The following is a 23,870-nucleotide window of genomic DNA, read 5'->3' on the forward strand; positions in this document are numbered from 1 at the left end:
CTGCATAGATGTGTTGCATGTGTAGTGAATATGCAAAAAAGGCACCTTACGGTGCCTTTGAAGAGGAGATAAAACGGCTACAACAGTAAGCGAAGACGCGCAATCTCATCGCGCCACTGCGCCTGCAACTGCGGTTTTTGATGCTTCTCTTTGCGCGCCAGATCCTCCTCCAGCCGCGTTTCCAGATCGATAAGCCGCTCCAGCAAAGCGTCATCATCATCTGGTGCCGCAGCCTCGAGGGATTGCGCGTCAACCGCCGCAACCGGCGAGCCAGCGCGTTCACGCAGACGCCCAAACACCGCGTCGGCGTCATGCCACTCGCTCAGTTCGCCATCTTCCACCAGCCAGAAACGGTTACAGCTCTGGCTGATTAGCTGCCGGTCGTGGCTCACCAGCAGCACGCCGCCGCTGAATTGCGTTAATGCCTGCGCCAGCGCCTCTTTGCCCGCCATATCAAGATGGTTGGTCGGCTCATCGAGCATCAGCAGGTTAAAGCGCGCCAGCGACAGCCCGACAAAAAGCAGCCGCGAGCGCTCGCCGCCGCTGAGTGTTGCCACGCGCTGGCCATGGCGAGGAAAGGCAAACCCGGCGCTGATCAAGGCCATTTTCCTGTCACCCGGTGCGGGGGCGAAAGGCTCCAGTGCGTCGAACAGGGTCGACTCGTCCGGCAACTGGTGCAGGCTCTGATCGTAATATCCGGCATGCAACCGCGGATGCAGGCGCAGGGCGTCATGTTCCGGCTGGTGGTAAACCTGCCAGATAAGCCTCAGCAGGGAGGATTTCCCGCAGCCGTTGCGCCCAAGCACTGCCACCCGATCGCCGCTTTTCAGGCGGGCAAGCGGGATGCGGAACAGCGCAGGCAGCCCCGGCGCGGGGGAGACCGCCAGGTTCTCCATCTCCAGCAAGCGGTCAGCCGCTAAGGGTTCGCCATGCAGCGCCAGCCGCCACTGGCTACCGTCGGTCAGCGCCGTCTGGCTCGCTTTCAGGCGATCCACCTGGCGTGCCATCTGTTTTGCTTTACGCGCCAGGTCCTCGTTGTCGTAGACGCGACCCCATGTTGCCAGCCGTTTGGCGCTGGCGGTCACGCGGTCAATCTCCTTCTGCTCCGCTTTGTGGCGCAGGGCATCGCTCTCATCCCGCTCCTCAAGCGCTTTTCGTGCCAGAGTGCAGGGTAAGGCGAAACCGTGCAGCGTGTGGTCGCGCAGGATCCAGGTGCCGTTGGTGACGGCATCCAGCAGCGCGGCGTCATGAGAGACCATCACAAAACTGCCGGACCAGCTTTGCAGAAACTGCTCCAGCCACAGCAGAGTGGGCAGATCGAGGTGGTTGCCCGGCTCATCCAGTAACAGCAGGTCGGGTTCGCGGATCAGCGCCCGCGCCAGCAGCAGGCGGGTATGTTGCCCGCCGCTCAGCGTCGCCGCCGTTAAGGCAATCTCCTGCTCGTTCAGCCCCATGGTGGCGAGCAGCGTTTCAGCGCGCCAGCGCTGGGTTTGCCGTTCAGCAGAGTGGAGCTGCGCCAGCACCGCATCAAGCAGCGTCATCGCCAGCAATTCATCGGGCAGATGTTGCTCCACGCGCGCCAGCAGGCAGTGATGCGCCTGTGTCACCATACCGGAAAGCGGGGAGATGGTGCCATCAAGCACCTTCAGCAGGGTACTTTTGCCGCAGCCATTGTCGCCAATAAGCCCGAGGCGATCGCCCTTTTTCAGGGTAAAGGAGAGGTCGGAAAACAGCGGACCGAAGGCGGTCTCAACACGGATTGATTGTGCAGATAGTAGTGTGCTCATTGCTTACTCAAGAGTTACAGGCGTGAAAACGCCTCGTCAAACATCGCTGACGACAACCCGGTAAGCCCGAGGGAAGGGAGAGTTATGCTTCGCTCAAGCGGAGGTTATCGCAGCACGATACCGGTAACGCTTGAGCTGGCGCGATCGCCAAATGCATGTGAATAGTCAAACAATTCACAATACAGCATAGGTAGCCTCCTTTTTTATATTCAGTAAGTTGATGGGTAAAAAGGAGTTTAGCGAGGAAGTGAATGATTTACCAGCAACAAAAAACCCGGAGCAGCGTGCTCCGGGTTGCGGGGAGAGTTAAATCGAAGTACGGCGATAGTTGCGGTACTGCGGCTCCCAGAAGTTGTCATCAATGGCCTGCTTCAGCGCTTCAGGGGAGGTTTTCACCGCCACGCCTTGCTGCTGCGCCATTTTGCCAACGGCAAAGGCAATCGCGCGCGACACCACCTGAATATCCTTCAGCTCCGGCAGCACCAGCCCTTCGCCGTTAAGCAGCAGCGGCGAGTACTCGGCCAGCGTCTCACTTGCCGCCATCAGCATATCGTCAGTGATACGCGACGCGCCGGAGGAGATCACACCAAGGCCAATGCCCGGGAAGATATAGGCGTTGTTGCACTGGGCAATCGGGAAGACTTTATCCTGCCACTGCACCGGGGCAAACGGGCTACCGGTGGCAACCAGCGCCATGCCGTTGGTCCAGCTGATGATGTCCTGCGGTGTCGCTTCCACACGTGAGGTCGGGTTAGAGAGCGGCATTACGATCGGGCGCGGGCAGTGTTTATGCATCTCACGGATGATCTCTTCCGTGAACAGCCCGGTCTGGCCGGAGACGCCGATCAGGATATCCGGCTTCACGTTGCGCACCACATCAAGCAGGGAGATCGCTTCGTTCTGCACGTTGATATCCCAGTTTTGCAGGTTCTCGCGCTTCTGGACTAATCCGGTCTGGAACGGCAGCAGGTTCGGCATGCCGTCGGTCAGCAGGCCGAAACGGTCAACCATAAAGACTTTCTGGCGGGCAGCCTCTTCGCTGAGGCCTTCACGCTGGGTCTGAGCGATGATCTGCTCGGCGATACCGCAGCCAGCGGAACCGGCCCCGAGGAAGACAATTTTCTGATCGCTGAGCTGGCTGCCCGCCGCGCGGCTGGCGGCAATCAGCGTACCGACGGTGACGGCTGCCGTGCCCTGAATGTCATCGTTAAAGGAGCAGATCTCATCCCGGTAGCGGTTCAGCAGCGGCATGGCGTTTTTCTGGGCGAAATCTTCGAACTGCAACAGCACGTCCGGCCAGCGCTGTTTCACGGCCTGGATGAACTCATCCACAAAGGCATAGTACTCATCGCCGGTAATGCGCGGATGGCGGGAGCCCATATAGAGCGGATCGTTGAGCAACTGCTGGTTGTTGGTGCCGACATCCAGCACCACCGGCAGGGTGTAAGCCGGGCTGATGCCGCCGCAGGAGGTGTAGAGCGACAGCTTACCGATAGGAATTCCCATCCCGCCTATGCCCTGGTCGCCGAGGCCGAGGATGCGCTCGCCATCGGTGACAACAATCACTTTGATATTGTGGTTCGGCACGTTTTGCAGGATGTCATCCATGCTGCCGCGGTTTTGCCAGGAGATGAACACACCGCGCGCGCGGCGGTAGATATCTGAGAAGCGTTCGCACGCCCAGCCGACCGTCGGGGTGTAGATCACCGGCATCATCTCTTCAAGATGATTTTCGACGAGGCGGTAGAAGAGGGTTTCGTTGGTGTCCTGAATGTTACGCAGGTAAATGTGTTTATCGATATCGGTCTTGAAGCCCTGATACTGCAACCAGGCTCGCTCGGCTTGCTCTTCAATGGTTTCCACCACTTCCGGCAGCAGGCCCAGCAGGTTGAAACTGCTGCGCTCTTCAACGCTGAAGGCGCTACCTTTGTTCAGCAGGGGAAACTCGAGCAACACGGGTCCTGCGTAGGGGATATACAGTGACCGATTCTTATTATGTTTGGCATTCATCTAACAGCTCCTTGAGAAACGAACGCGCGCACGGGGGGTGAGGTCGCACGCGGGTACAGCGGCGGGCGCAATTATAAAGCATTGAATGAGCAAATACTTCCCGATTGACCTATTCGTTGATTGAATTTTTATCAACTTTCCTGGTAAGCGGCGTGTGGGTAGCTGAAATGTGATGCTGGGGGCATAAAACAGAAGAGGGAGTAGCGCGAAGCAAAGCTGGGATAAACACCACCCCGCAGGGTGGTGTGGGAGTGGGTCTTAACCCGCGCGGCGATGACGGCCGGAGCGGTGGGAGACAACGGTCTCCTCGTTGTTGTCTTTGGTGACAACCTTACGGGTGTTCGACACTTTGTAATCCAGTCCCATAAGATGACGTGCCTGACGGTTCGATTTCATGCTTACTCCTTAATCCAGTTGCGTGTTTCAAGGACAAGCCCGGTAAATGGCCGGGCGAAATACAATCACATCATTGCAAGGTATGTTTCCATACCGAAAGATTATCCTCGGCTATCGTTGCGTAAATCTCAACCCTGGCGGGCACTTTTAAGAACAGTCTCGCTGACCTGTGCGCCGCATCACGCTTTTGGTCCGAGTAACAGCGTCAGCGGACCACCGAGACGCCTGTTTTGCAGTGGTCGCAGGCTGGCCAGCCGCGTGCGTAAATCGTTATCGCAGGTTGAGATCTGGCACCAGGCCTCGAGCCAGGCGAGATTTGTCGGCTGCTGCAAAAAGGCCATATCCTGCCCGACACCGCTTCTGTCGGTAAAGGGCTGCGGGTTATCCAGCCCGGCAATTACCTGCGTGGCAAGCCGCTGTAACGCAGCCTTATTCTCCTGATGCATATCGACGCCATTGGCGCGGGTGAAAAGGGCGATCATCACCAGCGGTTGCAGGGCGTAGTTGTGATAGGCCAGCGCCCGCTGGCGGCGGCGCAGTTCATTAGGCAGGAAACCGTCGGCATCAATCTGCTGCATGGCGGTGCGGTAGATCGCCAGTGACTGGTCAAAGAGATCCTGCCGCCCGGTTGCCACCGAGGTAGCCATTAATGCCCAGGCCGCCCAGTAGCTGTGGTTATTCACCTTGCTAAGCGGCAAACCCTGCCACTCGCTGGCGGTTAACTCCCCCATTTCGCCCAGCCAGCGGGTGATATTTTGCGTCTGCGCGGGCCAGGCGTTCAGCGGATGGCTCGCTGAAAATTGCAGTTGAATCCAGTTTGATGAGAAGGTGGCCAGCGCCCATTTGCGCATCGATTTGCCGGTGTGGTTTCGCGCCTCGCCGAGCAGCGCCCCGGCCGTTGCCCAACGATTGAGCGCGGTGACAACACAGGTGACATCACGCGCATCGCCGCTACGGTGCCAGGCCGTGATTTGCGCGCTGACAAATTTTTCCATATCCGCGATGGCACGGGTTTGCTGATGGAACGCCGCTTCCGCCTGCGGATTGATCGTGGCGCGGGCGCTGTCTGAGCCTTCATATTTACTGCGAAAGTCGAGCGCACCGGTAAAAGGCGGCGGCGCGTCGGGGCAGGAGAAGGCTTTAGCCAGCGCGTGCGTTGCCGGAGGCTGCGTAAAGCCTGCGGGCGGGACAAGAGGGGCGGCGAGCGTTGCCGCGGTAAAGAGGATTAAGATCAGCCCTGCGCGCAGAAACACCATGCTACGTTCTCCTTCCGCTACTGGAGGGGGGACTATAGCATGGTCGTTTGTTTTTCAGCTGCCGCCAAACACATGCACCGCACGCTGCAGGCGCGCGGCGCGTGCAGAGAGGTTTTCCGCCGCCTGGGTGACATGGTCAACCATGCCGCTGTTGTTTTGCGTCATGCCGCCCACGCGGGAGACCGAATCGTTAATCAGCGCCAGCGCCAGCGTCTGTTCATGGGTGGCGGTGCCGATCTCTTTAATCATCGACGACATGGTAACGACATTGTCGATCATCGCCGTCAGGTGGCTCTCCGTGCTGGCGACCATACCGACGCCGCTTTTAACGTTTGCCACGTTGAGTTCAATCAGCGTCTGGATCTGCCGCGCCGCCGAGGCGGAGTGCTGGGCCAGGTTACGCACCTCGGCGGCTACCACGGCAAACCCGCGGCCCGCCTCACCGGCGCGTGCGGCTTCCACCGCAGCGTTGAGAGCGAGGATATTGGTCTGGAAAGCAATGCTGTCGATGACGCCGATAATGTCGACGATCTTGCTGTTATCTGCCGAGACCGCCTGCATCGTCGCGATCGCCTGTTTCATTGCTTCTCCGCTCTTCACGGCGCTGGCACTGGTTTCGTCCGCCCGGCTCATGGCCTCTGCCGCCGTTTCCGCCGTCTGTTTCACCGCGCTGGCAATCTCCTCTACCGCCGCTGCCGTCTGGTGCAGGTCGGCGGAGGTTTCTGCCGTGCGGCTGTGCAGCGCGTCGCCTTCGCGGGCGATCTGCTCGCTAACTTCGCGAATACCCGCAATTTGCGCCGAGACATCGCCGACCAGCGAATTGAGATTAAGCCCGGACTGATTAACCAGGCGCATCAGAAGCCCAATTTCATCGACGCGATTAAAGTGCTGGTAATCGGCTTTACGCCCGGAAACCACGCGCTGCATTTGCGCGAGCACAATTTTCAGCGGTCGGGAAAATTGCTGCTGCAAAAAGAGCGTGAGCAGGGAAAAAATAATTAACACCGCTGCGGATTTTTCTACGGCATTAAGGGAGAGGAATTGCAATACCACTAACAGGGCAGCAGCGGTGATAGCGCACAAATAAATGCGCCCGGCGGCGCTGATGCGCTGAAATAAAGATAAAAATGAAAGTAAACCGCGATGAACCAGTAGTCCTTTATAAAATTTATAACCTTTAATTTTATTTTCATTAACACGCTGATAAAGCGCCGCACTGGCGTCAATCTCCTCGCGTGCCGGAATATTACGCACCGAAATATAGCCGGTTAATTTCCCGTGCTGGTAGACCGGCGTGACGTTGGCGCGCACCCAGTAGTGATCGCCATTTTGACGGCGGTTCTTGACGATCCCGGTCCAGCTGTCGCCTTGCTGCAGGGTAAACCACATATCGCCGAAGGCGGCGGGCGGCATGTCCGGATGGCGAATAATATTGTGTGGCTGACCTTTCAGCTGCTCTTCTGTAAAACCGCTGGCCTCAATAAAAGCCGTATTGGCATAAGTAATATGGCTCTGCGTATCGGTCGTCGACAATAATGTCGAGCCTTCGTTAAGCAAATATTCATTTTGTGTAACGGGTGTGTTGAGTTTCATAATAATCCCACGCTGGATCGCGCCAGTTATTGTCGCAAGCGCAAATAGCATTTTCATTTTTCTTACGGGAATACCGTTATTGTTTTACTCCGTCATTTTCCATGAAGTTGTGCGACACGAAAAGCGGTTGGGTTAATTATTTTTTAAGTGGCGCTTAACGAGTGATGATCATAATTGTTATTATTTTGAAAAATAAAAATGCGCTGCGAAATATCAGCTAGCATTAAGTAAATCCTTAAGCCAAATTGATAGCTGGCGATGTAGGAAGGGGACAAAAAAACGCAGCGGCGAAAAGGAGGTCTTAACATTGGGCTGCGAAGGGTGCGTGAAGGAATGTGTACCATAAAGTCACTTTAATCTGCGATCACGCTAACAGATTGGCCTCTGTTCAGCCAACGGGATGGGCAGACTATTGCTAGACTCCCGCGATGGCATCATCCATTCGGGTTCTTTGTGGGCATTTTGAGGGTAGCATCGCGTGTTAGCGACTTTGATATACCGTAGCCGACTGAATCGGGCATTAATCCCCTCTCAACTGACTGCTATTGTCGAGCGAGCAAACCACAGCAACGCAACGTTGCAGGTGACGGGTATCTTATTGTTCGACGGCGAGTACTTTTTGCAGGTTCTTGAAGGACCGCTGGAGTCGGTTAACAGCGTTTTTGAGCGCATCAACAACGATATTCGCCACGGTAATATCGTCGAACTGCTGCGGGACTTTGCGCCGCGCCGCCGCTTTGTCGATCGCGGCATGGTGCTGTTTGATCTGCGAACGGTGCAACCTGCGGCGGTGTTACGCGCCGTCCTGCGCTTTGGCATGGTGCGCTACAACCAGGCGAGCAGCGATCGGGCCTACAAATTTATCCGCAATTTTATCTCTTCTGCCAATAACAACGGCGGGGTGCGCAATACTTCGCCCGACGAGTGGCGCTTTACCCGCAAAGCCTCGCCGTTTAGCCAGGAGACGCTGCCCATGCTTGAGGGGCAGCCCTGTCAGTTTGCCTTTCAGCCGATTATCGAACCACTGCGCGGCAAAATCTCCTCGCTGGAAGCACTGATCCGCGGGCCGGACGGCGGCAGCCCGCAGGACTATTTCGCGACCATTGCACCGGAGAAACTGCACGAAGCGGACCTCGCCTCCAAAGCGTGGGCGCTGGCAATGGCGCGTCGTATTGGCATCGGCAATCACAAAATCGCCCTTAACCTGCTGCCGATGTCGCTGGTCAAGATCCCGGGCGCGGTGGATATGCTCCTTGGGCACATTGCAAGTAATAAGCTCAGCCCCGGGCAGATTATTGTCGAAGTGACGGAAGATGAGGTGATCTCCAGCTATGACGAGTTCACCTGGGCGATCCGCCAGCTGCGTGCAGCGGGGATTGGCCTGGCGATTGATGACTTCGGTTCTGGGTTCGCCGGCCTGTCGCTGCTGGCGAAGTTTCAGCCCGATAAGCTGAAAATCGACCGCACTATCGTTACCGATATTCATCTTCATGGCCCGAAACAGGCGATTGTTAAAGCCATTCTCGAGTGCTGCGCCGAGCTGCAAATTAGCGTTGTCGCAGAAGGGGTGGAGAAGGTGGAAGAGTGGTGCTGGCTTGAAGCCGTTGGCGTCGAGCGTTTTCAGGGCTTCCTGTTTGCCCGCCCGATGTTAAATGGCGTCCCGGCGATTAACTGGCCTGAGCGTATTCCTGTTAACAAGAAACCTTCATAGCACGAACCGCTTAACCGGTTTGGCTTATGGATCATCGTGCTTCTATGCTTAACGTATCGACAGTGGATGTGACAAAAGGAGCGTGGATGAAATTTAGAAAGCAGCTCGCACGGAAACTGGCTCTCGAATCTTCGCTGGGGCGCAGTATCACTTTTTTTATCGTGGCATTGCTGCTGGCCGGAGTGGCGACCACCACCTGGACGCTGACCCGCTCCTGGGAGCGCGCGGTCGAGGATATCGAGCGTGATGCGGTTAACCTGTCGATCTCGCAGGCGCGGCAAGCGGAAGATACCTTTCTTCAGGCGGAGCTGGTGCTGCGCGACATTCGCCGTAATCTGCCGGTCGAGAACGTTGACCAGATCAATGCACCACAGTTTGATATCTATCTCGCCGATCTGAAATCCCGCCTGCCGCAGCTGCATGGCCTGATGGTCTATGACGCACAGGGCAATATGAAATCGACGTCGTTTGGCAAAATCCCGGTGATGTCGAACAACAGCGACCGTGAATATTTCATCTATCACCGCCGTAATGGTCACGGTAGCGTCCACATTGGTCATGTGATCCGTAGCCGCACAACCGGCGATTTAGTGATCCCGGTGTCATTACGCATCAGCGACAAAGCGGGCGGCTTTGAAGGCATCCTGCTGGCAACGGTAAGAATCGACTATTTCCGCCATTTTTATGCCTACTTCGAACTAGGTAACCGCGACATGCTGGCGCTGCTGAATATTGACGGCACCGCGCTCTATGTGCGCCCCTATGGTGACGAGATCATCAACCGCAATCTCTCTGCCAGCCCGCTCTTTACGCGGGAGCTGGCGCGTAAAGATCGCGGTAACGGTACCTGGATCTCCGCGCTCGATCACGTTGAACGCACTTACGGCTTTGCCCGGCTTGAGCGCTATCCGCTGGTGGTCGCTGCCGGTTACGACAGACCGGCGCTGTGGAACAGGTGGTTGCAGGAGAGCCTGCCGGATCTGGTGCTTAACGGTATGCTGCTGCTTGGCACTCTGTTAATGGGGTCGATTATTTTTCGCCAGGTGCGGCTCAACGTGCGAAATCAGACCGAGCTTGCGGTGCTGCGTGATGAGCTGACCAGTATTAACCATACGCTGCAACTGATGGCGCTGGCCGATGGCCTGACCGGGCTGGCGAACCGTCGCCAGTTCGATCTCTTTTTAAATAAAAGCCTGAAGGCCTCTGCGCTGACGCAAAAACCGGTGGCGCTGATCATGATCGATATCGACTACTTTAAGCGCTATAACGATTTTTACGGCCATGTTGCCGGGGATAACTGTCTGCGGATGGTGGGTGAGATCCTGCAAAAGCTGAAACTCAGGCCGAATGATTTGATTGCCCGTTACGGTGGCGAGGAGTTTGCCATTGTTCTGCCGGATACCGGGCCTGAAGCGGCGCTGTTTGTTGCCCGTCAGGCGGTGACCGCGGTGCGCAATGCGCAGATCCCGCACGTTAAGACCAGCGCGCAGCAGAGCATTGTGACCATCAGCGCCGGGTGTTATAGCCTGGTTGCCGACCAAAATTATGATGACGCCATTCGCCTGAAAGAGGGGGCGGATAAGGCGCTCTACCAGGCGAAAATCGACGGGCGCGACCGGGCGCTGTCCGCTTCCTGATATCTGGCCTTGCCGGGTGGCGCTGCGCTTACCCGGCCTGGGACTGCAAATTCCCGTAGGCCTGATAAGACGAAGTCGCCATCAGGCATTCTGCCGGGTGGCGCGATGCTTACCCGGCCTGGGACGACCAAATCCAATACCTGCATCATCATCGACTACCCTTAATGTTTCTAATGAAGCTGCAAGGAGAGAGCACGATGAGCATGAAAACCAGCGATTTCTTCGTTCAGCGCCTGAAAGAGTGGGGCGTTACACGCATTTATGGTTACCCGGGAGATGGCATCAACGGCGTGCTCGGGGCAATTCAGCGCGCGAATAAATCCGGCGACGGCATTGAGTTTATCCAGGTTCGCCATGAAGAGATGGCGGCGTTTATGGCGGTTGGCCATGCCAAATTTACCGGCGAACTGGGCGTCTGTCTCTCAACCGGCGGCCCGGGGGCGACCCATATGCTGACCGGTCTCTACGATGCGAAGATGGATCACGCCCCGGTGCTGGCGATTGCCGGCCAGGCAGAGACTACCGCGCGCGGGGCGAGCTATCAGCAGGAGATGAACCTCGATCGCGTCTTCTCTGATGTCGCCAACTTTGTCCAGGAGGCGGCAACGCCTGCCCAGGTGCGTCATCTGGTGGATCGCGGTGTGCGCGTGGCGATGGCGCAGAATGGCGTCGGGGTACTCATTATCCCGAAAGATGTGCAGGACGAACCCTGGCAGGCTCCGCAGCATGCCCACGGCTTTACCCACTCCGGCTCGGGCTATCAGCGCCCGCGCGTTATTCCTCATCAGGTCGATCTGCAACGCGCCGCTGACGTGCTGAATGCCGGTAAAAAAGTGGCGATCCTGATTGGTGCAGGCGCGCGCAATGCGGCGGTGGAAGTGGTGCAGGCGGCGAATGTGCTGGGTGCCGGCGTGGCGAAAGCGCTGCTCGGTAAAGATGTCCTTCCCGACGATGCGCCGTTTGTTACCGGCTCGATTGGCCTGCTCGGCACCGAACCCTCCTGGAAACTGATGCAGGAGTGCGACACGCTGCTGATGATTGGCAGCGGTTTTCCGTGGACCGAATTTTTGCCAGCGGAAGGCAGCGCCCGCGCCGTGCAGATTGATATCGACCCGGCGATGCTGGGCCTGCGTTACCCCTGCGAAGTGAATCTTCACGGCGATTCGGCAGAGACGTTACGCGCCTTGCTGCCGCTGCTGGAGCAGAAAACCGACCGCAGCTGGCAGGAGTCGATTGCTAAAAATGTGCAGAGCTGGTGGGAGCTGATGGAGCAGCGTGCGATGGCACCGGCGAACCCGGTTAACCCGCAGCGCGTGGTGTGGGAGATGTCTCCGCTGCTGCCAGATGACGCGATAGTCACTTCCGATTCCGGTTCCTGCGCCAACTGGTTTGCCCGCGATTACCGCGTTAAGCAGGGGCAGCGCGCGTCGCTCTCCGGCGGGCTTGCCTGTATGGGTGCTGCTGTGCCATATGCGATTGCAGCGAAATTTGCCGCACCGGAGAAGGTGGTTGTCGCGCTGGTGGGTGATGGGGCAATGCAGATGAACAATATGGCAGAGCTGATTACCATTCAGAAGTACTGGCAGCAGTGGGCGAACCCGCGGCTGGTGATTTGCGTCTTCAATAATCAGGATCTCAACCAGGTGACCTGGGAGCAGCGGGTAATGGAGGGTAATCCACGCTTTGAAGCGACTCAGCAGCTGCCGGATGTGCGTTATGCCGAGTTTGCCCAATCGCTGGGGTTGGGCGGGATTTTTGTTGATAACCCGGATGCGCTCTCAACCGCCTGGCAGCAGGCGTTGCAGTCCGACCGCCCGGTGGTGCTGGAGGTGAAGACGGACCCGGAAGTGGCACCGTTGCCGCCGCATATTACCTTTAAGCAAGCGAAAGCCTTTATGGCCTCGATGGCGAAAGGGGATCGCGGCGCGGTGCAGGTGATCAGCGATACCGCCAGTCAGTTGTTCCATAAGAAGTAACGAGAAAGCCCGGTGACAATGATGTCGCCGGGCTTTTGTCAGATTGCTATCCGGCAAGCAGTGCCTGATGGCGGCTCCGCCTTATCAGGCCTACGCGGTGTTGTAGGCCGGGTAAGCGCAGCGCCACCCGGCAAGCAATGCCTGATGGCGACTTCGTCTTATCAGGCCTACGGAGTGTGTAACTCAAACCTTCTGCAAGAACGCCAGCAGATCGTTGTTAAGCTGATCCTGGTGGGTAACGGCAAAGCCGTGCGGGCCGTTGTCGTAAACCTTCAATTCGGCGCCGGGGATCATCTCGGCTGAGAGCTTACCGGTCGCTTCGAACGGCACCACCTGGTCATTGCTGCCATGAATCACCAGCGTCGGCACATCCACTTTTTTAATGTCTTCGCGGAAGTCGGTTTCTGAGAACGCGGTGACGCAATCAATTGTCCCTTTCAGCGACGCCAGCAGGGCGATATTCAGGGTCTGCGTCAGTACGCCATCAGAGACCTTCTGCCCGGCGTTAAGCCCATAAAATGGGGTAGCGAAATCACTGATAAACTGCGCGCGATCTTTACGCAGACCCGCTTTGATCTCATCAAACACGCTCTTGTCGACGCCTTCTGGATGGTCGTCCGTTTTGCCAAAAATAGGGGTGACGGCGCCCAACAGTGCCAGGCCTGCCACGCGCGAGGTGCCATAACGGCCAATGTAGCGCGCCACATCGCCGCCACCCATGGAGAAGCCGACCAGTGTGACATCGTGCAGATCCAGTGCGGTGATCAGATCGTTGATGTCGGAGGCAAAAGTATCGTAGTCATAGCCGTTCCACGGCTGCTCAGAACGGCCAAAGCCGCGACGGTCAAAGGCGATAACCCGGTAACCGCGCTCGGCGAGGAAGTTGAGCTGGCTGTCCCACATATCACCATCGAGCGGCCAGCCGTGGCTGAACAGCACCGGTTTACCTGAACCCCAATCTTTGTAGTAGATCTGCGTTCCATCTTGCGTTTTGATAGTACTCATTGCCTTACCTCATCGTTGAGTGGTGACACATTCTTGCTGGTTATTCATTAATGTTCGTATCGCGGCAGATGCGCCTCGCGTTTCGAATCACTACCGTAAAACTGTAGCAGCCCATCGCGCGCGTGCAGAGCATGCGGATGGAATCGGAGAATACGTAAGGAGAGAGGATGGAGATCAGGCTGGCACAAGCCAATGAAGCACCGGCTATCTGGCGCGTTCGCAATGCGGCGATCCGCCATGGCTGCAAGGGGGTCTACGCCGATGAGGTTATTGCTGCCTGGACGCCGGAGGAGATGCCGCAGGGGCAGGTAGCGATGATTAACGAAAACCCCTTTTATGTCGCGCTATCTGACGCGGGGCAGCCGGTGGCGACCGGCTTTCTTGATATTGCCACTGGCAGCATCGAGGCGATTTTTACCCTGCCGGAGTGGGAAGGCCGCGGGCTGGCGACGCGCATCGTGAATACTCTGAAACAGGAGGCGCTCAGACGTGGCTTTAGCCGTCTGACGCTTGAGGCAACGCCCAATGCTTGCAGCTTCTATCAAAAACGTGGGTTTAAAGTAGTGCGGGAGAGCGTTTACCACTCGAAGCTGGCGGGAGCGGATCTGAAGTGCATTGATATGATCTGCGATTTGGCTGAAACCTCGTGTAAGGCATAAGAGGGAAAAAAGGGGCGTTTCCGCCCCTGATAACGCTTATCTGATGATTTTTATGCTCTTCGACAGGGGTTCAATTACCGTCGAGACCATAATAAAGCAGAGCGCGCAGAAGCCGGTCATTGCAATAAATACCGCGTCCCAGTTCCAGGTATCGAGAATCACGCCGACCAGCAGCGGCATACACATCCCGCCGAGCTGCCCGCCCATATTGATAACGCTGTAGGCCACCGGGTAGATCTCTTTACTGGCGCGGCCCATAGCGTAAACGGAGTAGGCCGAGTAGCCCAGCGACAGCATCAACCCAAGCATAAAGAGCATCAGCGAGAGGACTATTTTGCTCTCCGGCGCATAGACCAGCGAATACATGGTGAAGATGGTGGCACCGGCGCTCAGCAGCATCAGCGGTGTGCGACGTTTATTTAACACCCGATCCGACAGCACGCCGCCGAGAAAATTGCCTAATACCGTGCCAAGGAAGGGGGCCGCCGCCAGCACGGCGGAGCTGGTTAAGTCGAAACCGCGTTCGGTGATCAGATATTTGGGCAGCCAGGACATCAGCACGCTGACAATGCCGACCATCGAAAAGTAGCCCAGCGCCACGCCATAGATATCCCAGCAGCGAAACACCTGTTTTGAGGTGGTGAGTTCATCCACCTGCCTGGTGCGAATCAGCTTATCCAGCCAGCCATATTTCAGCGTCTCCTGGTGCGCACTCTGGGCGACTGCCGTCGACTCTTCGCGAATATAGGCCACCTCCTGCGCATTTACGAAGCGGCTCTCTTCCGGCTTGTTACGCACCATGAGATACCAGAACAAGGAGAGCAGGATGCCGGGAATGGCGAAGAAGACAAAAATATAGCGCCAGCCCCAGGTCATGATTATCCAGGCGCAAAGAGCGGGCACAATCAGCGGGCCAAATTTGGAGCCTGCGAGAAACAGCCCGGTTGCCGTGCCTTTCTCTTTCGCCGGGAACCACTGATTGATGGTAGCCGTGGAGCCAATTACTACCGGCGCTTCGCTGATGCCCACCAGGCAGCGCAGCAGCTTCAACAGCCAGACATTATTTACCACGCCCATCAAGCCGGTGAATATTGAGGTGAGCAGCATGCCGAGGGCAAAAATATTGCGCATGCCATAGCGTTTAATTAAATAACCGGCGGGAATTTGAAAGAAGGCATAACCGGCAAAGAACAGGCTGATAAGCACACCTGCCATGGTGTTAGAGAGGTTAAATTCCTCCTGAATAAAAGGGATGGCAAAGCCAATATTGGCGCGATCCGCATTGGCGACGGTGTAGATGACAAAAATAAAGCTCATCACCCACCATCTGTAGTGCGTCATTTTAGGTCTGACTTTTTTGTTATCCATAATAGGTAATTCCGTAGGGTTTATTATTTTTTATCAGCGCAAAAATCAAATTCGCTGTAAGGACGCGCACGGGAAAGGGCGCTTAATAGCTGCGGCTCAATGGTTTCCCGTATGCCTGAGGTAACGGTTAACAGTGCTTCGAGAGAGATACCGGTGTTGACGCCCATGCGGTTAAACATATTTACCGCGTCTTCCGTGGCGCAATTCCCGGCCGCACCGGGAGCGAAAGGACAACCGCCCAGCCCGCCCGCCGCCGTTTCGAAGCGCCTGATCCCGTTCTGATACCCCACCAACATATTGGCGAGCGCCATGCCGTGGGTGTTGTGCATATGCAGGGCGAAATCGACATTCGGGAAACGCAGCTGCACCGTTTGCAGCACCTGCGCGGTCTGGCGCGGGTTGGCAACGCCAATGGTGTCGCACAGGGTGACGCGGCGGATGCCCAGCTGATGGGCGGAGTCGATGATCTCCAGCAGGGTGTTGCTATCCGTTGCGCCAATAAAGGGGCAACCAAATGCTGTCGCCAGCGACAGCGTGATAGTTAACTCCGGCCAGCGGTGGCGAATCGCACAGAGATCCGCCAGCGACTCCTGATGGCTGCGATTGATATTGGCCCTGTTATGCGCCGGGCTGACCGATATCACATAGTTGATGTGCTTAATCTGATGCTCGTGCGCTAACTGCGCGCCTTTACTGTTAGGCACTAATACCCAGGGAATAATTTGCGGATGTTTAGCCAGCACATGCGCAATAACGTCAGCGGCATCTGCCATTTGCGGGATCGCTTTTGGGCTGACCAGCGACGTTATTTCAATCTGGGTTAATCCTGCGTCAACGAGTTTGTCGATGATCAGCGTTTTTAAATCGGTGTCGATAAACGATTTAATATTTTGAAAACCATCGCGCGGGCCTACTTCGGTAATCTGAATAGCTGTTGGCATCGTCATCTCCTTATAAAACGCCTGTCTGAATAAGCTCTGCGATTTTTTCGTCGGAGTAGCCCAGCAGCTCTTTTAATACTTCGTGGTTGTGCTGGCCGAGAGTAGGGGCAGGGAAACGAATCGAGGCTTTCTTATTGGTGAATTTGACCTGGTTTCCGGTCATGGTGATTTTTCCAGCGACCGGATGGTCAATATCGACGAACATCTCGCGCGCTTTGGCAATATGCGGATCTTGCGTGACGCGATCGATGGTATTGATCGGCGCGGCGGGGATACCGGCCTCCAGCAGGCGCTCAACGATGCTGTCAATAGGCTGCGTGCGCGTCCAGGCCTCAATAATTGTTTTTAGCTCCGCGTGATGAGTGACGCGATCGATATTGGTGCGGAATTGTTCATCTTCCAGCGCCGGAATATTGAGCGTCTGTTTTAGCAGGCCATAGAGCTTGTCGTTACCGCAGGCGATGATGACGTAGCCATCTTGCGCTTCGAAGGAGTCGTAGGGGTAGATGGCTTCATAACGGTTGCCGATACGCGTCGGAATACGCCCCGTATTCAGGTAGATGATATTGATGATCTCAAGGGAAGAGACCATGGAATCAACCAGCGCAATATCGACTTTATCGCCGACCCCGGTTTTCAGGCGGTTCGCATAGGCCGCCAGCACGCCGATGGCGCAGCTCATGCCGCCTACAACATCCGCAATGGCCGTGCCGGTGCGGGTTGGAGGTGTGTCTTGCCAGCCGGTGGTGCTCATCAGGCCACTCATTGCCTGGCCGATAATGTCGTAACCCGCGCGCCTGGAGTAGGGACCGGTATGACCAAACCCAGAGACGGCGCCATAAATAATCGCCGGGTTAACTTTGCGCAAATCTTCGTAACCGAGACCGAGCTTTTCCATTACGCCGGGGCGATAATTCTCAAGCACAATATCGCTATTACGTACCATCTCGAGGAAAATAGTACGGCCTTCCTCTGATTTTAAATTAAGTGTGATGCCGCGCTTATTTCTGTTTAAGTTCATAAAATAGGCGCTTTCGCCATTTATTTGCGGTGCATTAGCGCGTGAATCATCGCCTCTGCCCGGCAATTCAACTTTAATCACATCGGCACCAAAGTCCGCCAGCATCATACCGCAATAGGGACCGGCTAATACGCGCGTTAAATCGAGAACCCTCACGCCGGATAATACACCTGACTGATGACTCATAAATTACTCCTTTAACGTTAACAATGAATATGTGGGCATTTATTGCACCCGTTAAAGAGTAATCAAGATGTGTGCCAGAAATATTGTGCGTAAGTTTTATATTTAACTTATTGATAGTTATATGTTTTAATGATTATTAATGATCTGCGTGGCGTAATGGGTTTATAGCAATTGTGTTAGCAATTTCAAATATGTTATTCAGTTAATAAGATAACAACAAAGCAGAACGGAAATATGAAACATAAATCATTGCCCAACCTGGCGTTAATTACCCCTTACCCTTATTTAGCGAATGTCGTAATTGCACAGTGCGCCGGATTATTTAATTGTCATGTTTATCATGGCAGTCTGGAAAAAGCGGCGACTATCGCACGTACGCTTGATAGAGAGTATTACGATGTGATCCTGAGCCGGGGCGGAACCGCAGAGTATATAGCCCGCGCGACGGATATTCCTGTCGTCACTATTCAAATGTCGATTTCTGATTTACTGAAAGCATTAATTCCAGTTCGGGATTGTCAGCGACCGATTGCCTTTTTTAATTACCAGCGCTATTTACCCGATGTTGTGTTGCTGGCATCCTCCCTGGATATCGTTATTGATGAGTTTGTCTTTATTTCTCATGAGGATATGACGTCACAACTGGAGCAGTGTTATGCCAGGCACTACACGATTGTAGCGGGCGGTTGCCCGGTGACCGAAACGGCACGGCACTATCAGATGCAGGGGATTTTGATTGAAAACGGCGTGGAGTCAGTTAACAGCGCACTGCGAGAGGCGCTGGCCATCGTTGAGACGACCAAACGCAAAATGTTGGATATGACGCGGCTGGAGATCATTTTGTCCTCTATCACCGAGGGGATTATCGTCACCAATGAAAATAATGACATTCAGCTCTTCAATAAAGCGGCTGAAAACATCATTGGGATAACCGCTCCGCAGGCGCTGGGAAAACAGATTGACGCCATCATTAAAAACACTCGCATTAATCAGGTGTTGTTATCGAAGTCGCCGGAGATCCGCGAACTGCAGGAGCTGGAAAACACCTCGATCATAACCAGCCGCGTACCGATGTTTATGGGGAAAGCCTGCATCGGCGTGGTCTGCTCATTTACCGATACGCCGCAGATCCAGAAAGTTGAGCGCATCATTCGCGGCAAATTACAGAAGAAGGGCTTTCATGCCCGCTATACCTTCGATCATATCCTGACTGCCGACAGTGCAATGCAGGCAGTGAAAAAGCTGGCGCAGGTATATGCGCGAACCGATTCGCCGGTGATGATCTATGGCGAATCCGGCACCGGCAAAGAGCTGTTTGCCCAAAGTATTCATAACCACAGTAACCGCAAAAGCGGCCCGTTTGTGGCCATCAACTGCGCCGCCATTCCGGAGAGTTTACTGGAGAGCGAACTGTTTGGTTATGAGGGCGGTTCGTTCACCGGCGCAAAGCGGGAAGGGAAGGAGGGGTTGATTGAGCTGGCGCATCAGGGCACGCTTTTTCTCGATGAGATTGGCGAGTTGCCGCTGCCGATCCAGAGCCGGCTGCTGCGCGTTCTTCAGGAGTATGAAATCATGTATATCGGCGGGAAAGACATTATTCCCGTTGATGTGAGAATTATTGGCGCGACCAATCGCGCGCTCTCCAGCATGGCCGGGGAGAGAAGCTTTCGCCGCGATCTCTTTTACCGGCTCAATGTTTTACCTTTGACCGTGCCGCCGCTGCGCGAGCGCGCAGGTGATTTTCGTTACCTGGCAAGTAAGTTTTTGTGTGACGCGGCGGCAGAACACCTGCTCGGGCAGTTTATCGATTTTTTCGCGGCCTACTCCTGGCCGGGCAACGTGCGCGAGATGCGGTTTATCATTGAGCGGCTGGCGCTGCTCTCTGTCGGCTTTCCGCATTACTCATTGCCGGAGATGCTCTCGCTTACCGGCTCGGTTTTTTCTGCTGCGCCAGTACCGCAACCCAGCGCATCGTTGCATGTCGATCTGACAAAAGGCTCACTGAAAGAGATCACCAAAGATGTGGAGCGCCAGGTGATACGGTTTTATCTTGACCGATATCAGCAGAATCAGGAGCAAGCCGCGTCTACGCTGGGCATCAGTAAAATGAGTTTATGGCGAAAGCTGAAGGGGAAAAGCCATTAATCTTGTGGAGGGAAGTTCGTGGAGGAGCGGTGGCTTAAGCGCACAAGCGCCGCAGCAAAGCGGCGCTGGCGTGAGCGATTAACGCTTACGCTTTTTCATCGCCATAACGATAAAAATGACAATCAGTGCACCGCAAATCATTCCTAATGTATGCATCTCTTCCTCATATCTCTCTATAACACCTGTTCAGGCAAGCAGCGAAGTATAGTCAGTAACGCCTTAAGATAACACCTGGCCTCCCTTAATTAGGGGGCCAGGTATTTATGTTTTTTTGCTGATAGTGACGCTGCGTAATTAAACCCGTGTGGTCAGGTTGCCAGCAGAAATATTCCGCTTTATGGTTAGTTTTTTCTGACAGAAGGGAAGGTCATGTTCGTTTTATTGCATAAATTGTCGCGCCAGATACCCGCGCTAATTCTTTTCTGGTGCATTAACTGGTTCATTACGCTGATTCTGCTCTCCATCGCCAATAAAACCCATCACCCGTCCCTCGTCGGTGCGGCAGTCTGGTTCAATATGCTGTGGGTCTGTGCGTATATCACCGAATACAAAGGGAGCGCACTGTTTCATGCGCAGGAAAGCAAACGGCTGAAGCGTTTTCTGCCGCGCCAGCAGTACAGCAAAGTTAAAGTGCTTGTGTCGATGGCGCGAACGATAACACTATTGTTCTCGGCAAGCTTTCTGCTGGCGATCGCCCATGCCAGCGCCATTGTTGTCTGGTTTCTGATTGCACTTTGCTGCGCGCTGGGTATCGCTTGTCTGGTACGTTTCTACTTACTCTGCACATCGGTATTGTCAAAACAGGCCGCCTCGCTGCTCGGTAAACTCTGGCCGTTGGTGCTCGCGCTGGTACTTTTTTTCGCCAAAATGTTTGCCAGCGCTATTTTGCTTGAGTCCTGGGATGTTTTCGCCGCGCAAATGCCTTATACCACCTGGTGCCTGACGCTATTTATGGCGGCATTTATTACTTTCAACATCGCCTATTTTTTAGTTATGGTTATTTCAGGGGTGATGGAAATCAGCGTGCTGCGACGTAAAAAGCGTGTCGCACTGCCGATGAGCAGCCAGATATTTTTGGTGGTTGCCTTTGCCTGCGTCATGCCGGGATTAATGATGTCGAATATCCGTACTCTTGGCGGTGCACTGGTCAATAACTTTTATCAATTCGATACGCGCAGCACATTTCGTTGCGGCGATCGCTATCAGACGATTGATGAACTTGGCGAAAAAGCGCGTTATTTAGCGGTGGGTATAAATCAGTACCGAGGCTTTTTCCTGAAGGACGGGGATTTACACGGCGTGGTGGTGAAATGCACCACTGGAGATAAATTTATCCAGTATCAGATTTTGGGGCGCGAGGATCTGCCAGAAAACACGGCTGCAAAAGAGAAGGGCGATAAGGTCGCTCATTAAGGCTAAAAGGTGCTGCGGGATCGCTATCCCGCAGCACCTTTGTTAACGCTGCTTTTCAGCTCTGGTGTGGTAGAAATAGATGTAAGCCAGGCCCAGCGGCGCGATAAAGATGGATAAGAACCAGCAAACCAGCATGGTCATCATTTTTACCATCAGCATCAGGAGTGCGTTAACAAAAAAGACATTTTGACCCATGATGAATCCAACGATTGTCTCATAGACAAAACGGGAATAGGGGTAGAGGAACGCATTGATAACAAAGACAATCATATTTCCCGTTTTGTACCCATGCGGGTTGTGCAGGGAGAAATAGATGAAGATCGCGGAGATTAAAGCACCAAAAATAAAATGACGAATGTAATAACTGGCTTTTAAACCGCCCAGCGTTTTACGAAAAAAATCCATAGTTAACTAACCCCTTTTTGTTTTGCGATGATCAAGACCGTTTGGTTCATGAGTTATCTTCTCACTGTTTTCAAAATCGCCAATCGAGACCCGGTTTGTAATCAGGTCAACTGCGCGATAGTTCGATACATAAAGGTATCGGGACGCTGAGCAGCCGATCTGGCGGCATTTTTGAAAGCACATAGCACTTTTGTCTACAACAATCATATGCTTACTTTTTGCGTATGCCTTTATATCAAAATATCAGGCGTAAGAATATTAAAGAAGAATTATCGCGAAGCGAAAGAAGTAGGACAATGGCAAACGATTCTAAACTGGAGCAGATCATGCACGATGACCAAAAGTTATGCGCGAAGCTCAGCGAACTTGAAAAGCAGCTGCATTGCTTACAGACACGTAATCAACACCGGGTGGTCGATGATTTATTGCATGAAGCGTTTTTTGAGATTGGTCGCTCCGGAAGACGTTACGACAGATCGCAGGTTGTTGATGCGCTGATCAACGACGCGCCGGAAGATGAAATCCACGCGGAGGATTTCGCAGTCACGGTGCTGAGCGAAGGATGTGCGTTGTTGACGTATCGCAGTTTTACCGTTGATGCACAAGGCGAGATCGCCAGGCCAACGCTGCGCGCATCGATATGGATAAAAACGGGTGAAGCGTGGCAAATGCAGTTTCATCAGGGTACGCCAGAGGCGTGTTGAACAGCGCGGTTGAGCAAGCCGATTATTGCCGGGAAATGCTGGATTGGGCTTTTAGTTCCTTTGGTGCGTATAATGTATATTATGTTAAATGACATATTTGGTTATCCATCCAGACTCTCTGTTGTCTCAGCCTTCGCGCCCCTCTCGTGTTGTTCCCTGCTCCACTCATCCTTCTGGTCGGCAATGACCAAACCTCATATCAGCCGTCTGGTTACGCGCTCCATACTCCATTGCGATCAAAGCGGCTTCTCTTTGCAGAAACCGCTTCCCCGTTATCACCATAAAAAAAGCCGGGAGGATCCCCGGCTCTTTTATGCGTATCGTCAGAGAATCCCCATCTTCCTGATCTCATCGATCCAGGATCTGAACTCTTGCAGCAAGTTGTCATAGAGTTTTTCGTCACTCATGGTGCCGAAATCATCCATCGCAAAGAAATCGGTGTTATCTACCCGGCGATCGGTAAAGTCATCCAGATTTTCAAGAATGCCGTAGTTCGACCCGCCAAGGCCGACAAACTTCCAGAAGATCGGATAGTTTGCGGAGCGGCGAATCGCCTCTTTAATCTCGCGCGTCTTGCTGATGCCGCCATCGGTAATGAAGACCACGTAAACCGGCAGTTTGGTATCTTTGAAGTAGTCGACGATCTCTTCCATCACCGGCGGCTCATTATTCACACCGCCCAGCCCCGGCAGGATCTCAAACATCGTACGCTTGCCGTCCTTGCGTATTGTCTCAATGTAATCGTCAAGATTATCCAGCGTGACGTTCGGGTATTTTTTATGTTTCTTGCCGAAAGCCCACAGATCCATCTCGCCGTCATCATCAAACTGAACGGCAAGCACCGCGATGCGATCGAGTACCGCCTGAACGTTACCTTTGTTAAATTGCCCGCTCATTGAGCCGGAAGCATCAAGAACAAACGCAACGCTTGCCTGCAGCGTATCCAGTTTATTCTTCGTCAGGCTGACCGTGGCTTTCTTCGCCAGGCTAACCAGCCGGGGCGATTTATCTTCCAGCTTTTTCTCAAGACTGATGCGCGCTGGTGCCGGCGCTGAAGGTTGTGCGGCAGGCTGGGCAACATCCACGCCATAGCTGACGGCTAATGGTTCAAGCCCGCCGTTAAAGCCCTGCCCCATTGCACGTAATTTCCAGGCGCTATTGTGACGATAGACTTCAGCCAGAATGATCGCTTTTTCGCTGCGTCCTGCGGTTTCAACGTGAAAGTCCGCAATGCCCTGAGCCTCAATACTTAACCGGCTCAGTGCATCAATGCTTTCGCTGCCGTCAATGACGACCGTGATGCTAATCTTGCTGACGCTGGCGGGAACCCGATCGAGCGCGATCGTGACGCTGGACTGCTGCTGCCCGAGCGCCAGTTTGACCGCGCCCTCCGCAGAGGTGAGATTATTGAAGAAGATAAAGTCGGCATCGCCGCTCACTTTTCCCCCGGCATTGAGCATAAACAGACAGGTATCGACTTCGCTCTTAAACCCTGCCCGTACCGTGTAGTTGAGGTTCAGGGTGATGACGTTCTCCGCCAGCGGCGTGTTTTGTCCCGGTTGTAATCTCATACGTGTTGTCCTTATCAATAACCCTGCTCTCTGCCCTCAGACATGCGGGTGTGCCTGAAGCGCTGAAGCGGATTCATCTCTTTTGC

General features: G+C 54.4%; 18 protein-coding genes. 7 read left to right on the forward strand and 11 right to left on the reverse strand.

Annotation, left to right across the window (positions count from 1 at the left end):
- Positions 1-77: 77 nt before the first annotated feature.
- From ACWPW2_RS09265 to ACWPW2_RS09285, 5 genes are all read right to left on the reverse strand, one after another.
- Complete coding sequence (locus ACWPW2_RS09265) at positions 78-1,787, reverse strand: ABC-F family ATP-binding cassette domain-containing protein (protein WP_454122589.1); 1,710 nt, start codon at positions 1,785-1,787, stop codon at positions 78-80.
- A 306-nt stretch (positions 1,788-2,093) separates the two neighbouring features.
- Positions 2,094-3,797: an NAD-dependent malic enzyme gene (locus tag ACWPW2_RS09270; RefSeq protein WP_023478914.1), complete on the reverse strand. Its 1,704-nt coding sequence runs from the start codon at positions 3,795-3,797 to the stop codon at positions 2,094-2,096.
- 258 nt (positions 3,798-4,055) lie between these two features.
- On the reverse strand, positions 4,056-4,193 hold the full coding sequence (sra, locus tag ACWPW2_RS09275) for a stationary-phase-induced ribosome-associated protein (protein WP_023478646.1): 138 nt from the start codon (positions 4,191-4,193) through the stop codon (positions 4,056-4,058).
- A gap of 179 nt (positions 4,194-4,372) precedes the next feature.
- A complete protein-coding gene (locus ACWPW2_RS09280; protein ID WP_454122591.1) occupies positions 4,373-5,449 on the reverse strand; it encodes a mannuronate-specific alginate lyase in 1,077 nt (358 codons plus the stop codon).
- Positions 5,450-5,503: 54 nt separating this feature from the next.
- The gene (locus ACWPW2_RS09285) at positions 5,504-7,042 is read right to left on the reverse strand and encodes a methyl-accepting chemotaxis protein (protein WP_454122593.1); all 1,539 of its coding nucleotides are present in this window, start codon (positions 7,040-7,042) and stop codon (positions 5,504-5,506) included.
- Positions 7,043-7,520: 478 nt separating this feature from the next.
- Between ACWPW2_RS09285 and ACWPW2_RS09290 the strand changes: the two genes are divergently transcribed.
- The 3 genes from ACWPW2_RS09290 to ACWPW2_RS09300 all read left to right on the forward strand — a co-directional run bounded on the left by ACWPW2_RS09290 (position 7,521) and on the right by ACWPW2_RS09300 (position 12,366).
- Positions 7,521-8,753: a diguanylate phosphodiesterase gene (locus tag ACWPW2_RS09290; protein ID WP_454122595.1), complete on the forward strand. Its 1,233-nt coding sequence runs from the start codon at positions 7,521-7,523 to the stop codon at positions 8,751-8,753.
- Positions 8,754-8,839: 86 nt separating this feature from the next.
- A complete protein-coding gene (locus ACWPW2_RS09295) occupies positions 8,840-10,390 on the forward strand; it encodes a sensor domain-containing diguanylate cyclase (protein WP_023478668.1) in 1,551 nt (516 codons plus the stop codon).
- Between the two features lie 197 nt (positions 10,391-10,587).
- Positions 10,588-12,366, forward strand: coding sequence for a thiamine pyrophosphate-requiring protein (locus ACWPW2_RS09300; RefSeq protein ID WP_454122597.1), 1,779 nt, complete (start codon positions 10,588-10,590; stop codon positions 12,364-12,366).
- A 183-nt stretch (positions 12,367-12,549) separates the two neighbouring features.
- Here the strand turns inward: ACWPW2_RS09300 and ACWPW2_RS09305 are convergent, their stop codons facing one another.
- Positions 12,550-13,371 carry an alpha/beta fold hydrolase gene (locus ACWPW2_RS09305; protein WP_454122599.1) on the reverse strand — a complete coding sequence of 274 codons (822 nt, stop codon included), beginning with the start codon at positions 13,369-13,371 and terminating at the stop codon, positions 12,550-12,552.
- A 167-nt stretch (positions 13,372-13,538) separates the two neighbouring features.
- On the opposite strand from ACWPW2_RS09305, the gene ACWPW2_RS09310 reads away from it, so the two are divergent.
- Positions 13,539-14,030 carry a GNAT family N-acetyltransferase gene (locus ACWPW2_RS09310; protein WP_454122601.1) on the forward strand — a complete coding sequence of 164 codons (492 nt, stop codon included), beginning with the start codon at positions 13,539-13,541 and terminating at the stop codon, positions 14,028-14,030.
- A gap of 36 nt (positions 14,031-14,066) precedes the next feature.
- Here the strand turns inward: ACWPW2_RS09310 and ACWPW2_RS09315 are convergent, their stop codons facing one another.
- The 3 genes from ACWPW2_RS09315 to ACWPW2_RS09325 are packed head-to-tail and all read right to left on the reverse strand — an operon-like array spanning position 14,067 to position 17,546.
- Positions 14,067-15,398, reverse strand: a complete 1,332-nt coding sequence (locus ACWPW2_RS09315; RefSeq protein ID WP_454122603.1) for an MFS transporter — start codon at positions 15,396-15,398, stop codon at positions 14,067-14,069.
- A gap of 23 nt (positions 15,399-15,421) precedes the next feature.
- Positions 15,422-16,339 (reverse strand): hydroxymethylglutaryl-CoA lyase, encoded by a 918-nt coding sequence (locus tag ACWPW2_RS09320; protein WP_454122605.1) that lies wholly within the window; start codon positions 16,337-16,339, stop codon positions 15,422-15,424.
- Between the two features lie 10 nt (positions 16,340-16,349).
- Entirely contained in the window at positions 16,350-17,546 is a 1,197-nt protein-coding gene (locus ACWPW2_RS09325) for a CaiB/BaiF CoA transferase family protein (protein WP_454122607.1), read from the reverse strand.
- 234 nt (positions 17,547-17,780) lie between these two features.
- Between ACWPW2_RS09325 and ACWPW2_RS09330 the strand changes: the two genes are divergently transcribed.
- Positions 17,781-19,691 (forward strand): sigma 54-interacting transcriptional regulator, encoded by a 1,911-nt coding sequence (locus ACWPW2_RS09330; RefSeq protein WP_454122609.1) that lies wholly within the window; start codon positions 17,781-17,783, stop codon positions 19,689-19,691.
- A 369-nt stretch (positions 19,692-20,060) separates the two neighbouring features.
- Entirely contained in the window at positions 20,061-21,104 is a 1,044-nt protein-coding gene (locus tag ACWPW2_RS09335; RefSeq protein WP_454122611.1) for a hypothetical protein, read from the forward strand.
- A gap of 42 nt (positions 21,105-21,146) precedes the next feature.
- Here the strand turns inward: ACWPW2_RS09335 and ACWPW2_RS09340 are convergent, their stop codons facing one another.
- A complete protein-coding gene (locus ACWPW2_RS09340; RefSeq protein ID WP_023478808.1) occupies positions 21,147-21,509 on the reverse strand; it encodes a hypothetical protein in 363 nt (120 codons plus the stop codon).
- 296 nt (positions 21,510-21,805) lie between these two features.
- Here ACWPW2_RS09340 and ACWPW2_RS09345 point away from each other — a divergent pair, with 296 nt between their 5' ends.
- A complete protein-coding gene (locus ACWPW2_RS09345; RefSeq protein ID WP_454122613.1) occupies positions 21,806-22,213 on the forward strand; it encodes a nuclear transport factor 2 family protein in 408 nt (135 codons plus the stop codon).
- Between the two features lie 323 nt (positions 22,214-22,536).
- Here the strand turns inward: ACWPW2_RS09345 and ACWPW2_RS09350 are convergent, their stop codons facing one another.
- On the reverse strand, positions 22,537-23,784 hold the full coding sequence (locus ACWPW2_RS09350; protein ID WP_454122615.1) for a vWA domain-containing protein: 1,248 nt from the start codon (positions 23,782-23,784) through the stop codon (positions 22,537-22,539).
- Positions 23,785-23,870: the final 86 nt, after the last annotated feature.

Source organism: Kosakonia sp. Marseille-Q7440 (genome assembly GCF_965119485.1).